Source organism: Longinema margulisiae (genome assembly GCF_025266855.1).
Classification (GTDB): Bacteria; Spirochaetota; Brevinematia; order Brevinematales; family Thermospiraceae; genus Thermospira.
In genome coordinates this window covers 648,068-662,945 of the sequence record NZ_CP053071.1, presented here as the reverse complement: position 1 = coordinate 662,945, position 14,878 = coordinate 648,068, and the positions used below count along the sequence as shown (strand labels likewise).

Genomic DNA, 14,878 nt, shown 5'->3' with positions numbered 1-14,878 from the left:
GAAGAAAATTTTTGTGAAGTGATTGACAGAAATGGATTTTTGGTATATGATATAGGAAATCTATCCGTGAAAGGAGGTTTCCGATGAAAAATGCACTGGCCTGGTGGACGAGTTTCTTTCTTTTTGGGATAACGGGTTTTGGTTTTGCCCAGGGTGGAAGTATGGATATCACCTGGGTGACACCGGTGGCTGCAACCATAGCCCTTCTGTATGTTTTTTGGGCTGCTTCGCATGTGCTTCGGAAAAGCGAGGGAAATGAGAAGGTGAAAGAGATTTCTCTTGCTATTCGTGAGGGGGCGTATGCGTATCTTGCCCAGCAATACAAGGTAGTGGGTATTTTCTTTGCTGTTTTGTTTATTCTTCTTTTGTATCTTTCTTTTGGGGCGAAGCTTCTTACCCCATTTGTGCCTTTTGCGTTTCTTACGGGAGGATTTTTCTCAGGTCTTTCTGGTTTTATTGGGATGGCTATTGCGACTCGTTCTAATGCCCGTACTGCCTGGGCGGCTCGTGATGGGCTGAATCCCGGGCTTCGTGTGGCTTTTACCGCTGGCTCGGTGATGGGGATGGTGGTCGTAGGGCTTGGTCTTCTTGACCTTTCTCTGTGGTATTATGGGCTTCGGTGGTATTATGGTACAGTGGTTGGGCTGGATCAGACCGAAACCATCAAGCGGATTACAGAGGCTATGATTACCTTTGGTATGGGGGCTTCTTCGATGGCTCTTTTTGCTCGTGTAGGAGGAGGTATCTATACCAAGTCGGCTGATGTGGGGGCGGATATTGTAGGAAAGGTAGAAGCAGGGATTCCTGAAGATGATCCCCGTAATCCGGCTACCATTGCGGATAATGTGGGTGATAATGTAGGGGATGTGGCTGGCATGGGTGCCGATCTTTACGAAAGCTATGTCGGTTCTATTGTGGCTACTATGGCTCTTGGTGTGGTGGCTTTTCCTGAGAGTCCCCTTCGGGCTATTACTATTCCTATGAGTATGGCTGCTCTTGGGGTTTTGGCTTCTATTATCGGGACTTTTCTTGTCCAGACGAAGGATAACAAGGCTTCCCAGGAGGTTCTTCTTGCGGCTTTGCGCAAGGGAATTTATGGTTCGTCCATTCTGATTGCTATTTTGTCAGCCATAGCGGTGTATTATGTGATGGGAAGTGAAAACTTTGGTATCTGGGGTTCCATTGTAGCCGGGCTTCTCGCGGGAAATCTCATAGGATTTTTCACAGAGTACTTTACTTCAGCAAGCTACAAACCTACAAAGGATCTCGCTTCGCAGGCTCAGACCGGACCAGCCACGTTAGTGATAGGTGGTCTTTCTCTTGGGATGCTGTCAACCTGGATTTCTGTGGTCATTGTAGGGGTAGCCGTGATTGCGGCATATTATCTTTCCGGTGGAGCTTCTTCCATTGCTCGTGGGCTTTATGGTATCAGTATTGCTGCTGTGGGTATGCTTTCCACACTGGGTATTACGCTTTCGACGGATGCTTACGGGCCTGTGGCTGATAACGCAGGTGGGATTGCAGAAATGGCTGGTGATGAGGCCGGGCTTGGGAAAGAGGTTCGGGAACGGACCGATGCTCTTGATGCCCTTGGAAATACGACGGCGGCTACAGGGAAGGGCTATGCGATTGGTTCAGCCGCCCTTACCGCTCTTGCTCTTCTTGCCGCTTTCAAGGATGAGATTGAACGTGTCGTTCGGGTGAAAATGCCTGATTTTGACCTGATGGCTAACGTGATTTCAGTGGAAACACTTACAGGTCTTTTTGTTGGGGCAATGGCACCGTTCCTTTTCAGTGCTCTCACCATGAGCGCTGTGGGACGTGCAGCCAACAAGATGGTGGAAGAGGTCCGTCGCCAATTCAAGGAAAAGCCTGGTATTTTAGATGGAAAGGAAAAACCGGACTATCGCCGATGTGTGAAAATCAGCACTGAAGCAGCCCAGATGGAAATGATACTTCCAGCGCTTATTGCCATCGTGATTCCTGTGCTGGTGGGAACACTTCTTGGGGTAAGGGCACTGGTTGGTGTACTGGCTGGAGCTCTTGTTTCTGGTTTCCCCATGGCTATTATGATGGCCAATGCGGGTGGAGCCTGGGACAATGCCAAGAAGTATATTGAGAATGGCCATTTTGGTGGAAAGAAGAGTGAAGCTCACAAAGCGGGAGTGGTTGGGGATACCATTGGTGATCCTCTCAAGGATACCTCTGGACCTTCGCTCAACATTCTCATTAAATTGATGAGCATGGTCTCGATTGTGTTTGGGTCAACTATTCTGGTACTCAATCAACTCTTTGGGCTTTTCAAGATATAACAGAAAATACCATAGGTGGAGGATAAGATGAAGAAGTGGTCTCTTTGGCTTCTTGTGGTGATGATGGTGGTAGGATGTGCTCCTAAAAAGACGGAGATTGTGATTGGTATCTCCAAGATAGTGGCTCATCCTGCGCTTGATGCGGTAGAACAGGGCATCAAGGACGAACTGGCTGAACAGAATGTGCCTGTGGTCTTTGATGTGCAAAATGCAAATGGCGATCTTAATACGGCGGCGGCTATTGCCAACAAGTTCAAAACGGACAAGGTGGCTCTTGCTGTGGGTATTGCTACCCCTACCGCTCAGGCTCTTGCCAATACCCTCAAAACAATTCCAGTGGTATTTAGTGCGGTCACAGATCCTGTCAAAGCAGGGCTTGTTTCCAGTCTTGCTCGTGGGGAGAAGAATGTGTGTGGTGTTTCTGATATGACCCCCGTGAAAGAACAGATCCAATTTCTTGCAAAACTCAAACCTATTAAAAGACTGGGTATCATTTATACCTCGAGTGAAGCCAATGCGGTGGCCTTGGCTGATCTTACCAAAGCAGCCTGCAAAGAATTGGGGATAGAAGTGGTGGAAACCACGGTCGCTTCTTCCGCCGAAGTCAAACAGGCGGCACAGACGATTGTTGATCGAGTAGATGCTATTTATATTAGTACGGACAATACGGTGGTTTCTGCTCTCTCCTCTGTGACCAGTGTTGCTATGGCCAAGAAGGTGCCAGTAATGACAGCTGATCCTACCTCTGCCACCAATGCAGATGTGCTGGTTGCCTGGGGATTTGATTACTACAAGATGGGACGAGCGACTGGTCGTATGATTGCTGATGTGCTTCGTGGGCAAAAGCCTTCCGAAATTCCTGTGAAGTTTATGACGGATCCGTCGGATGTGGAACTTTTTATCAATGAGGACATTGCAAAACAGATTGGTATTACCATACCCTCGGATATCTTAGCTAAAGCAAGTACGGTGGTTCGAGGTGGCAAGGTTATCAAGAAATAATCGCTGAAGTGATGCAGTCGGGGCTATCCTGAAAAGGATAGCCCTTTTTTCTTGTGTTGGAGGATGGCAAAGGGGGTGGGGGATGGAGAAGAGGAGCTATAGGCTATTTCTTTATTTCAGCAAGATGAGACCTTTGCACATTCGTGCAAAGGTCTCAAAAAAGTAATAAAGAAACAAAAAGTAGCATAAAAATATTTCTTGCCGTAATAAATAAACCTATTTTTGGGGATTACGTTTCCAACAGGAGACCTGAAAGAGAGAGAAAAGGATAAAGAAGTTACCCCTGGCTCAAAAGATTTTTGTCAACTGTAGTATACAGGGAACATTTTAGATAAACAAGTTTTTTCTGGGGAAAGTACCCTTTTTAGGCCATAAAACAGGGCAATAAGTACGTACCATCCCTATGTTTTATATCACATCCTGCCAGTAGACACCATCGATAGCCTCATCACGATTATAGTAGTAATGCAAACGCACAGCAAGAACATTGGTTGCCCCTTCTCTTTTCCATACCCCCACATCCATTCTCTGGTTTATGGTTCGCATCAGCCGTTCTGCCCTTGAGGTTGTTCTTGGCAAACCATCTTCACTGTCACAGGCGAACATGTCTTTTTGAGCACGAAGAAGATAATAAAAACAATGTTTGCGCCCTTTTTCGTGAAATAAGTCAAGAAGATTCTGAATATGCTGTCTGCGCTCGCTTTGATAACCAAGTCTTGTTTGCCAGTCATTTTTGTAACCCAAGAAACAGGCTTTCCCTGTTTCAGCGACAATATTTGTCCACTCAGAAGAACGATATCTCACTCTATCAAGACGAAGAAAATACTTCAATTGATAACTTACATGCCACAAACATCGTTGAAAAACGATACCGGGATGTTTGCCCTGGTTAATCCCTGTATCTCCATCGACAACAAGAAAAAACCGAGAAAAAGAGTGTTTTTCTTGAATGGGCTTAAGAAGTTTGTCCCAACCTGCATGGTAATTATCCACAAGAAGGCCTGCTATTCTTGTATTTTTTCCTGTCAATGGGGAGGCTTGTTGCCTCTCCTGCAAAAGAATTTTAGCTTCTTCTCCTTTTTTCTTGCCCTGAACAGGAATACCCGTCCCATCGGCTTCTCCACAGGGTTTTTCTTTTTCTGAGATACTGAAATGTATCTTTCTCCCAATATTTTGAAGGTTTTTCCAGAGGGTGCTAAGACCTATTTTATACCCTGTGAAGGAAAGAATACGAGCGGCCACTCGATAGGTGGTAAGAGCCCCGGCTAAAGCCACTCTGTAGATATCTTTCAGGATTTGCCTTTTTCGCTTTTCTACACCAAGAAGAGATCTTGTGAGAAAAAGTTTTCTTCCACACTTTTTGCATTGAATTTGGAGCTGAGGAAGAGTGATCTTTCCAAAGGGCATCAGAACAAAAACAGTGTTTTTTCCATGCTTTGTTTTCCATATGAAGTGATGTTTTTCTCCGCATGTACAGGTGATACGACCTTCTTTTATTTCTTTTTCTGCCACTTCTACAGAAATCTGATGAACAAATGACTCAAACACTCCTTTGATGGCCTGGAGAAAAACCACCACTAACGTCTCAAGTTTTGTGTCAGGGTAGTCGATAGTCAAAGTGAAGGTGAATTCTTTACGCATGGGTTCCTCCTTGTGTCCTATTATCGGCCAGGGAGGAACTTTTTTTGCTTTTCCTCATCTTCCCACTGCAGGTCTCCTGAAAAAAACGTTACCTTTTTGGGAATAAAAAAGACAAATAGGCCCTTGTAAACAGAAAAAACGGGGTTTCAGGGGCGTAGCCCCTGACCCAGATAGGGGAAGAAAACACCCGTGTAAAGGTCTCATGTCTTCTGTTTGAGAGAAGGGGAGAGGAGAGGGTGTTGCTGAGACACAGGAATAGGACCAGCCCTTTTCTCTGGGAGAAGGGTGCCGGGAGATTTTGCTATGACCTTATTTCAGCAAAGGGGGCTCGTTTGCTGAAACATGGTGATAGCCGGGGTAGGCTTTTCTCCCTGAAAGAAGGTGGTCGTCATTGTTTGGGTTTTTATGGAGGGATGTTAAACGTTTAACCAGAAGGTGGGTTTGCTGAGACATGGTAAGAGCAAAAGACGTGTGGAGTTTGTATAGAGAAGGGTTAAACGTTTAACCGGCGGGGTGGTTAGCTGAAACAGGGTGATAGCAATAACCATGAGGGGGTGTATAGAGAGAGGTAAACGTTTAACCATTGCCTTTGGCTGAGACAGGGTAATAGCCGGGCGCCCTGCGGTCTCAGAAAGCCCCCTTCTTGCTGACTCGTCGTCATGGCCCGCCCCTGCCTGCGGTGTCTTCTGACAGAAGCCACCAGGGGAACACATGCCCCGCGGGCTGGTGGGAGAAGGCCCCATTCTGGAGAGGAAGACCCGTTCTTTCTTTCACCCCCTTTTTTTCTGTACCCCACCGGGCCGCTTTTGCGGTTGTGTGTCCTTTGTCGTGGAGTGGGGAAGTCCTTCCGGAGTGAGGGTGCGTATCAGTTGAAAGTTGAAAGTTTGTAAAGTTTATAAAGTTGGCTGCAAGGTTCAGTAGGACGAGTTGTGGTTGCTGAAGTCTCAAGGACGAGGCAATGTCGCCCACGGAGGAAGGACTTGCCCTTCTCAAGGGAAATGTTCTCCCATGGCCCGCAAAAGCGGCCCATGTTCCGTCCTCGTCGCATGCTACGCATGCGACGAGGACAACGCTCTTCTGGAGTCGGTGCAGGGGCGGGAGCGGGGGTTCACAGGGGGCGTAGCCCCTGACCCAGATAGGGGAAGAAAACACCCGTGTAAAGGTCTCAAAATGGAGTGTTTTTGCTGAAACAAGGGAATAGCCCTGGTGCGAGAGGGTATTCCCTCTCTTTTTTCTTTACAGAAATGCTTTTTTCCTGTATAATAAAAAGCTGAAACTAGCAAAAGGTAGGAAGCCATGGAAAAAGAAAAGGGCATAACTCAGGCATACTTTGAGGATGAGATCAAGACATCCTATCTCAATTATGCCTATAGTGTGATCACCGGACGCGCTATTCCAGATGTCTCTGATGGGATCAAACCTGTCCAGCGGCGCATCCTGTATGTCATGGCTGAGCTTGGACTCTGGCATGATAAACCAACACGAAAAAGTGCCCGTATTGTGGGAGACGTGCTTGGTAAATATCATCCCCATGGTGATTCCTCTGTCTATATGGCCATGGTGAAAATGGCGCAGGATTTTCATATGCGCTATCCCCTTGTGATTGGACAGGGAAATTTTGGGTCCATTGATGATGATCCTCCAGCCGCTATGCGATATACTGAAGCCAAGCTTTCCCGTGTAGCGGAGTTTATGCTTGAGGATCTTGATAAGGACACTGTAGATTTCAAGCCCAATTTTGATGACACGTTGAAGGAGCCAAAGGTCCTTCCGGGCCGTTTTCCCAATCTCCTTTGCAATGGAACAACAGGTATTGCCGTTGGACTGGCTACAGATATACCTCCTCACAATTTCAAAGAGATTGCCGCAGCCATCAAGGCGACCCTTGCCAATCCAAAAATTACCATAGATGAACTGGTAAAAATGGTTCCCGGGCCGGATTTTCCTACCGGAGGAGTGATTCTCAACAAAGAGGAGATGAAGGATCTCTACAGAAATGGCTACGGTTCTGTAGAGTTGGCCGGTACCATGGTTTATGAAGAGAAAGGGGGTAAACCCTCCCTTGTGATCACCGAGATACCCTATCGTGTGATCAAGGCTTCTCTCATCGAGGAAATGACCAACCTCTATCTCAATAATACCAAGTATGCCAATATTCTTCGCGGCATCAAGGAAATCAGAGACGAATCTTCGAAGGAAGGTCTCCGCATTGTGATAGAACTTCACAAGGATGCCAATGTTGAGAGTATCAAAACGGTTCTCTTCCAGCAGACGGCGCTTCGTTCTCGACTCAAGGTCAATATGGTTGCCCTTGTGAATAACCAGCCCAAGGTACTCAGTCTCAAGGATTTGATACAGCATTATATTGATTATAGACGCGTGGTGATCACCCGTCGTACTCGCTTTGAACTGGACAAGGCTGAGAAAAGGCTTCATATTGTAGAAGGACTTCTCATTGCCCTTGATGCGATTGATGAGGTGATCCACACGATTCGTTCTTCCAAAGATACGCCGACGGCCAAGGAATCTTTGATGAAGAAGTTCAAACTCACCGAGATTCAGGCAGAGGCTATCCTTGACATGAAACTCCAGAAACTCACGAGTCTCGAGGTACACAAACTTCAGGAAGAGAGAGACTCTCTCAAGGCACTCATCAAGGAACTCAAAGAGATCCTTGAAAAACCTGCCAAAAGGGATGCCCTCATTGGGAAGGAACTTGATGAGATGGTGGAAGTGATAGGAGACGAGAGAAGGACGAGGTTTGATACCCTTTCTACAGCCAAGATCGAGGTAGAAGAACTCATCGAAGATGAACCCATGCTTCTCATGCTTACCCACAAAGGGTTTTTGGTGAGGGAGACCGGAAGAAGTTTCAAGGTGGGAAGCCGTGGTCTACGTGGCAAGAAAGGCGATATTACGGATATGAATAGGCTTGAGGCTGATGATTATATTCTCACCACGGTGAGTGGCAATCTCAAGGACTCTTATCTCTTTGTCACCGATAGTGGAAGAGTGTATTCTGTGAAAGGATATGAGATTACGGGTGCTACAGAGGGGCGTATTACCAGAACCTATATCAAAAACATTGCTCGTTTAGAGGAAATCGAGAAGAAAAACGAACGTATAACGGCTGTGCTTGCGGTCAGTGAGTTTCGAGAGGATCAGTATATTCTCTTTTTGACAAGAAAGGGGCGAATGGCCAGGATCATGCTTTCAGATTTTGCCGGTATTACCAGAGTCGGGATTATTGGTATTAAGCTTCGAGCGGGTGATCATGTGGTCAGTGCGTTAGTTACGGATGGCAAGGCAAAACTTTTCCTTGTGAAACACAATGCCCGTGGTTTTCGTTGTCGTGAGGATCTTTTCCCCGTACATAACCGTGGCGTTGGGGGAGAAAAAGCCACCAGTGTCACGACAAGCGAGGAAGAACTCATGGGTATGGCTATCGCGGATGAAAACCTGGATGTGATCTTTGTCTCCAAGGATGGGCGTGGAAAACGGGTCAACCCTTCCGAATTTTCTGAACTTGTCAACAGAGGTGGGAAAGGCTTTAAGCTTGTTGACCTTGGCAAGAACCGAACCTTGGCGGGGTTTACTGTTGTGGAGAAACAGGACAGGGTGATGATTATTACCAAACAGGGGAGCAGGGTGGTTTTCCCGGAAAGTGAGGTGTCAACCAGCCTTCTGAAACTCATTGATCTTCGCCCTGGAGATGAGGTGATTAGCGTAGCCACAATTCCCGGAGGAGAGGAATGAGACCAAAGGCGGTAGTCTTTGACCTGTATTGCACCCTTGTTGACGATTCTGGTGTAGAAGGAGAGAGGGAAAGGTACGTCCAGGAGAGTATCTATACCCTTCTTGAAAAAAATCTCTATCCCGTCAAACACAAGGATGTAGTAGAGGCCTATCGAGAGATGAAAGAAACCATGGAGGAGCATCACAAACGCCAGGTAGCGTATGGGGTGTTCTCTCAGGTGAAGTTTTTAGCAGACAAACTCCATGTCAATGATCATGTGCTTCTTCACAAGATGTTTGATATCTATGCGACGGCGGTGCTTCATCTCTCTCCCCGCTTTGTTCCCCATGCCCTTGAAGCCCTTGATCTCTTGAGAGAACATGCTATCAAAACGGGACTTATTTCCAATACTGGGGTGACACCGGGCTTTGCTCTTCGTCTCTGGCTCGCTGAGAAAAAGCTCTCTGACCATTTTCATAGCATGCTTTTTTCTGACGAGGTGGGGGTACTCAAACCCAATCCGTTGATTTTTGAGATTATGGCTTTTCGGATGGGGCTTTCTCCAGAGGAGATTCTTTTCATTGGGGATACGGAGACAATTGATTATGAGGGGGCATTGGCCGCTCATTTTCAGGCTCATCTTTTTAAGCCTGCTGAGGAAAATCTTTATGAACTTATAGTTCGATATTTTGATATAGGATAATAGAAAGGGAGAGATACCCATGAAGGATACACTACAGAAGATTTTAGAAGAGGCACGGCAGAGTTTACAGGCCGTAACGGATGAGAAAACCCTTGAGGAACTCCGGGTGAAATACTTGGGGAAAAAGGGTGTGATTAAAGAATTTTTAGGCCAACTCGGCTCACTCGAGATTGAGATGAGAAAGGAGTTAGGTCGTATTGCCAATGAGGTGAAAGATGAGGTGGAACGTCTTTTAGAAGAGGCGGAAAATCGTCTGAAATCCTTGAAGCGAGAAGCCAAATTGAAGGAAGGAGTGGTTGACATCTCGCTTCCTGTGAAGAGTTTTCCTGTGGGTTATCCGCATCCTTTGACATTGGTGACCCAGAAGATGGTTTCTATATTCCAGAGTATGGGCTATACCGTGGTAGAAGGACCAGAGCTTGAGAAGGAAGAATACAATTTTGATATGCTCAATATTCCGAAGCACCATCCGGCAAGGGATGACCATGATTCGTTCTATGTGATTGAGGGATGGCTTATGCGAACCCATACCTCTCCTGTGCAGATTCGTACCATGCTTGCCAAGAAGCCACCGATTGCGGTTATTGTCCCCGGGCGCTGTTATCGGCGGGATGCGGTGGATGCCACTCATTCCCATACCTTTCATCAGATGGAAGGGCTGGTGGTTGGAGAGAATATTTCCTTTGCCGATCTCAAGGGAACGCTTCTTCTCTGGGCCAAGCTGATGTTTGGAGAAAACACCCAGATCCGTTTGAGACCAGATTATTTCCCTTTTACTGAACCGTCGGCGGAACTTGCCGTTACCTGTCCTGTGTGTCATGGACCTGGTTGTCCTGTATGTAAGCATACCGGGTGGGTGGAACTCATGGGATGTGGTATGGTTGAACCTACCGTGCTCAAAAATTGTGGGATTGATCCCTCGAAATATTCCGGGTTTGCCTTTGGGCTTGGGATTGAACGTGTCGCTATGACGGTGTATGGCGTGAAGGATATCCGGCACTTCTATGAAAACGACATACGCCTTCTTGAACAGTTCAGGGCGTAAGGAGTGAAGGTATGATAGTGACCTATAACTGGCTGAAAGAATATGTGGATATGAATCTTTCTCCGCAGGAACTCAGAACCCGTCTTACGCAGATGGGACCTGAGGTGGTGTCGGTTACCCCCATTGGTATCCATGAAGAGAACAAGGACAAGATTGTGCTTGCCAAGGTGCTCAAGGTTGCGTCTCACCCGAAGCTCGCTCACCTCAAGGTGGTGACCGTTGATGCCTTGAAGGATGGGGTTCTTGTGACCAATAGTCCGCAGGTGGAAGAGGGGGATTTTGTGGTATGGGCAAAACCCGGGGCGACGGTTGGTGGAATGACCGTGGGGGAGAAGAACTTCTCTGGTACGGTTTCAAAGGGTATGCTTATTGCCAAGGAACACCTTGGGCTGGAAGCAAAGAGTTCGGACATCTGGATCCTTGGAAAGGAGGCGGGTTTCGCAAAGGAAGCTTTCAAGGTATATACGGAAGCAGACTATCGTATTGAGGTGGAGTTAACCGCCAATCGTTCGGATTGTCTCTCGGTGATTGGTATTGCGAGGGAGATTGCCGCTATGCTGGGACTTTCTCTCAAGATGCCTGTTATTGTAGATAATTTCAAGAAGCTTGCTGAGATGCCGGATATCACCATTGAGGAGAGAAAACTCTGTCCTCGTTACAGTGGCCGGATTGTTCGGGGGGTGAAGGTGATGCCCTCTCCTGCCTGGATGGCCAAACGGCTTGAGGTGTGCGGGATTCGTTCTATCAACAATGTGGTGGATGCAACGAACTATGTGCTTCTTGAGTTTGGTCATCCGACACATGCCTTTGATTTGGACCTTTTAGATGGCAAAAAGATAGTGGTTCGTCGTGCGGGGGATGGGGAGACGCTTACTACCCTCGATGGAGAAACGCATACTCTCAATGAGGATGTGCTTGTCATCGCTGATGGGAAGAAGGCGGTGGCGCTTGCAGGTATTATGGGGGGAGAGAATACCGAGATTCGAGAAACCACGACCAATGTGCTTCTTGAGTCTGCCTTTTTTGATCCGATAGCGATTCGTCAAACAGCCAAAAGGTATGGGATTCGTACCGAATCATCCTATCGTTTTGAGAGAACGGCGGATTATGGGATCACTGTTACGGTGATTCAGCGACTGACCCAACTTCTTGGTCTCACGGTACCGGATATCCAGGTCTCTGAAATCCGTGATGAGTATCCTCTGCCATTCAAGGAGAAGGTGGTTTCTCTCTCTACAGAGTTTGTGAATACCTACCTTGGACTGGAACTGGAAACGGATGAGGTGGAGGGTTACCTCAGCCGTCTTGGGTTTACCATCATGAAGAGTCTTGATGATGGGTGTGAGGTGAGGGTTCCTTCATTTCGTTCTGATGTTTCCCGGCCGGTAGATCTGGTGGAGGAGATTGCCCGCGTATATGGGTATAATAACATCCCTACAAGGCTTTTTAAGCCGCCTGTGGATGTGGAAGCCATGCAAAAACCAGGGCGTTTTGAGTATACGCTTCGTCCTATTATGAGGTCGCTTGGGTATAGTGAGGTGTTTAACTTTACCTTTACCAGTGAGGAGCTTCTCTCTCGTTTTGGCCTTGTGAGTGATACGCTGGTAAAGCTTCGCAATCCCCTGAGTAGTGATGCTTCTGTTTTGAGACCGTATCTTACGCCACAGATGGTGGAGACCCTGGATAGGAATATTCGTCGTACCTATCGAGAGCACTTTCTTTTTTATGAGATTGGCAAGACCTTTAGCAAACAGGGAAAAGCCGTGGAAAGCTGGGAGAAATCCTGCCTTGCCCTCTTGCGGTATGGGAAAGGTGGGGATGTGTATGATGTGATGGCCGAGGTGGAGAGACTGGTCAAGATGCAGGGGGAATGGATTGTGGATGTGCTCCCTGCGAATATTCCTTTCTTGCATCCGTTAAACTCGGCTCTTTTTGAGGTGGATGGGAAGGTGCTTGGTTTTGCCGGGGAACTTCATCCTGATGTAGTGGAATCCTTTGAACTCCGTTATCCTGCCTATGTGGCGGAACTGGATATGGGGGTACTGGAGGGCTTGAAAAAGCCGTTTGGTCGGTTGGAGGAGATTCCTACTATGCCACCTATTCCGCGGGATATTTCTGTGGTGGTGGATCGGGGGGTTCCTGGTCGAAAACTGATGAATGCCATCAAACTTGCTCATCCTCTTATCAGACAGGTGGAGTTTACCGATGTGTATGTGGGTCCCCAGCTTCCTGCCGGTAAAAAGAGTGTGACCTTCTCTTTTCTTGTGCAGGAAAAGGACAGGACGCTTACCGATGAAGAGGCCAATGCTATTCGTGATGAGGTGGTGGAACTCTTGCGGAAGAGTTTTGGTGCAGAGTTGAGATAGAAAAAGGCTCCCGCAAGGGGGCCTTTTTTGTTGGGGAAAGGGGGTGGTTTCAGAAAGGCTATTCCCTTGTTTCAGCTTGTGGAGTGTTTCGGGAGTGTTTTACTGAAATAAGGGGATAGCTGTACCTCGCTAAGGGCTTTCGAGGGACAAGGCATGCTTTTGCTATTACCCTATCTCAGCGAACCAGAGAGGTTTTTGCTGAAACATGATAATAGCCGTGTTTTGTGGTTATCTTTTCAAGAGCATTGTCGTTCCACATTCATACAGAATGGATATCTTCACACAAAAACTGAATACTTGAGACCCTTGCGCGGGTGCTTTCTTCCTTTGTCTTGGTCAGGGGCTACGCCCCTCTTCCCCGATTTTTCTTTTTACAAGGGCTGGTTTGTCTTTCTTATTCAAAAAAATTGGTTTATTTATTACGGCAAGGAGTATTTTGATACTACTTTTTGTTTCTTTATTGCTTTTTTGAGACCTTTGCCCATTCGTGCAAAGGTCTCATACTTGTTCAACCATCTTTTCTCTTTCAGTTTTGGGCTCTTTTTGTTACTTATTTTCTTTTTTTTCTACGAAGCGCTTCCGCGCGGGACAAATGGGGAGTTGTCCTCGTCGCATGCTACGCATGCGCCTCGGACGGACAATAGGCCGCTTTTGCGGGCAAAGAAAAACTTCTTCTTCCAGGGGAAGTCCTTCCTCCGGGGCGACATCAACTCGTCCTCCTGACTTCGGAAGCATAGCGCCCACCTTGCTTCGCCGATTCCCCGCTCAGGCGGGGTCCCCGCGGCTACGCTTCGGTGGGCTTGTGGGGAAAAGCAACAGAAGATGTCGCCCCGGATGCCTCCTGCACCCTCACTTCGGAAGGACTTCCCCGTTTTAGCAGTACAAAAAGTTCTTTTCACCACCGCAAAAGCGGCCAGGTAGATACTGAGCGAAGTCGAAGTGGAGTACAGAAGAAAGATAAAAGAACAGGACCTTCTCTCACTAGCCTTCAAAACTTCTTTTTCGGGAGAGGCTTTGTGGATATGGCACCACGGCAGGGCAATGGCTATGACTTTGTTTCAGCAAAGAACAATGGTTTAGCTGAAACAGGATAATAGTCCTATCTTGCCGTAATGCTTTCAAGGGCAACTTTTTTCAATAAGCACCATAACAGAAAAACTTTTGTGATATTTCTCTTTTTGAGACCCTTGCACGGGTGTTTTCTTCCCCTATCTGGGTCAGGGGCTACGCCCCTCTTCCCCGCTTTTTCCATTTACAAGGGCTTATTTGTCTTTTTTTGTTCAAAGGAATAATTTTATTTATTACGTTAAGGAACATTTTTATACTATTTTTTGTTTTTTACTACTTTTTTGGGACCTTCGCACATTCGTGCAAAGGTCTCTTTTTATGAAAGGTGAACATAGGTATTCGATTTTCTTTGTGGAACGACACATCTTTTTTGCTTGGCTTGGGGAAAACTTGCAAAAGGCTTGGTTCTTCGTTATACTGAGTTATCAAGGCGACAAGGAGGAGAGTATGCTTATTGGAGGGATTGTTTTGGGGGTAGCTGTGCTCATGGTGGGCTATGGCATCTTTATCTACAACCGTTTGGTGAGTCTCAGAAACCAGGGAGATGAGGCCTGGTCGGGGATTGATGTGCAATTGAAACGACGTTATGATCTTGTTCCCAACCTGGTGGAGACGGTCAAAGGATACGCCAAACACGAAAAAGAAACCCTTGAGAGGGTGATTCAGGCAAGAAATATGGCGATGAATGCCACAGGGCTTGAGGACAAGATGGCTGCAGAGAATCAGCTCACCGCTACCCTCAAGACCCTTTTTGCTCTCAGTGAGAACTATCCTGATCTCAAAGCCAATACCAATTTTCTTGACCTGCAGAAAAATCTCACCGATATTGAAGAACAGATTTCTCTCGCCCGTCGGTATTACAATGCGGTGACCAGGGATTATAATATTCTCTGTGAGAGTTTTCCCTCTGTGATTATTGCCAATATGACAGGTTTTCGCAAGAGACCATACTTTGAGGCGGCAGAGTCAGAACGGCAGAACGTAAAAGTACAGTTCTGAGGTTTT

9 protein-coding genes are annotated in these 14,878 nt (G+C 47.0%); 7 read left to right on the top strand and 2 right to left on the bottom strand.

Going from position 1 to position 14,878, the window contains the following annotated elements:
• Positions 1-161: 161 nt before the first annotated feature.
• Together BREVNS_RS03040 and BREVNS_RS03035 are read left to right on the top strand one after the other, a co-directional pair.
• Entirely contained in the window at positions 162-2,312 is a 2,151-nt protein-coding gene (locus BREVNS_RS03040) for a sodium-translocating pyrophosphatase (RefSeq protein ID WP_483428063.1), read from the top strand.
• Between the two features lie 27 nt (positions 2,313-2,339).
• Complete coding sequence (locus BREVNS_RS03035) at positions 2,340-3,314, top strand: ABC transporter substrate-binding protein (RefSeq protein WP_483427586.1); 975 nt, start codon at positions 2,340-2,342, stop codon at positions 3,312-3,314.
• A gap of 408 nt (positions 3,315-3,722) precedes the next feature.
• On the opposite strand, the gene BREVNS_RS03030 is transcribed toward BREVNS_RS03035, so the two are convergent.
• Together BREVNS_RS03030 and BREVNS_RS03025 are read right to left on the bottom strand one after the other, a co-directional pair.
• Positions 3,723-4,955, bottom strand: coding sequence for a hypothetical protein (locus BREVNS_RS03030; protein ID WP_483426599.1), 1,233 nt, complete (start codon positions 4,953-4,955; stop codon positions 3,723-3,725).
• A 416-nt stretch (positions 4,956-5,371) separates the two neighbouring features.
• Positions 5,372-5,668: a hypothetical protein gene (locus BREVNS_RS03025; protein ID WP_483427585.1), complete on the bottom strand. Its 297-nt coding sequence runs from the start codon at positions 5,666-5,668 to the stop codon at positions 5,372-5,374.
• 583 nt (positions 5,669-6,251) lie between these two features.
• Between BREVNS_RS03025 and BREVNS_RS03020 the strand changes: the two genes are divergently transcribed.
• The 5 genes from BREVNS_RS03020 (at position 6,252) to BREVNS_RS03000 (ending at position 14,872) form a co-directional block, all read left to right on the top strand.
• Entirely contained in the window at positions 6,252-8,711 is a 2,460-nt protein-coding gene (locus BREVNS_RS03020; protein WP_483427584.1) for a DNA gyrase/topoisomerase IV subunit A, read from the top strand.
• Entirely contained in the window at positions 8,708-9,394 is a 687-nt protein-coding gene (locus tag BREVNS_RS03015) for an HAD family hydrolase (protein WP_483427583.1), read from the top strand. Before BREVNS_RS03020 ends, BREVNS_RS03015 begins: the two co-directional genes overlap by 4 nt.
• Before the next feature lie 19 nt (positions 9,395-9,413).
• Entirely contained in the window at positions 9,414-10,439 is a 1,026-nt protein-coding gene (gene pheS / locus BREVNS_RS03010) for a phenylalanine--tRNA ligase subunit alpha (RefSeq protein WP_483427582.1), read from the top strand.
• Positions 10,440-10,450: 11 nt separating this feature from the next.
• Positions 10,451-12,805 (top strand): phenylalanine--tRNA ligase subunit beta, encoded by a 2,355-nt coding sequence (gene pheT / locus BREVNS_RS03005; protein ID WP_483427581.1) that lies wholly within the window; start codon positions 10,451-10,453, stop codon positions 12,803-12,805.
• A 1,515-nt stretch (positions 12,806-14,320) separates the two neighbouring features.
• Complete coding sequence (locus BREVNS_RS03000) at positions 14,321-14,872, top strand: LemA family protein (protein ID WP_483427580.1); 552 nt, start codon at positions 14,321-14,323, stop codon at positions 14,870-14,872.
• Positions 14,873-14,878: the final 6 nt, after the last annotated feature.

Coding starts and splice junctions, on each gene's coding strand:
- BREVNS_RS03040 (WP_483428063.1), top strand. CDS start 162: ATGGATATCACCTGGGTGACACCGGTGGCTGCAACCATAGCCCTTCTG.
- BREVNS_RS03035 (WP_483427586.1), top strand. CDS start 2,340: ATGAAGAAGTGGTCTCTTTGGCTTCTTGTGGTGATGATGGTGGTAGGA.
- BREVNS_RS03030 (WP_483426599.1), bottom strand. CDS start 4,955: ATGCGTAAAGAATTCACCTTCACTTTGACTATCGACTACCCTGACACA.
- BREVNS_RS03025 (WP_483427585.1), bottom strand. CDS start 5,668: ATGTGTTCCCCTGGTGGCTTCTGTCAGAAGACACCGCAGGCAGGGGCG.
- BREVNS_RS03020 (WP_483427584.1), top strand. CDS start 6,252: ATGGAAAAAGAAAAGGGCATAACTCAGGCATACTTTGAGGATGAGATC.
- BREVNS_RS03015 (WP_483427583.1), top strand. CDS start 8,708: ATGAGACCAAAGGCGGTAGTCTTTGACCTGTATTGCACCCTTGTTGAC.
- pheS (WP_483427582.1), top strand. CDS start 9,414: ATGAAGGATACACTACAGAAGATTTTAGAAGAGGCACGGCAGAGTTTA.
- pheT (WP_483427581.1), top strand. CDS start 10,451: ATGATAGTGACCTATAACTGGCTGAAAGAATATGTGGATATGAATCTT.
- BREVNS_RS03000 (WP_483427580.1), top strand. CDS start 14,321: ATGCTTATTGGAGGGATTGTTTTGGGGGTAGCTGTGCTCATGGTGGGC.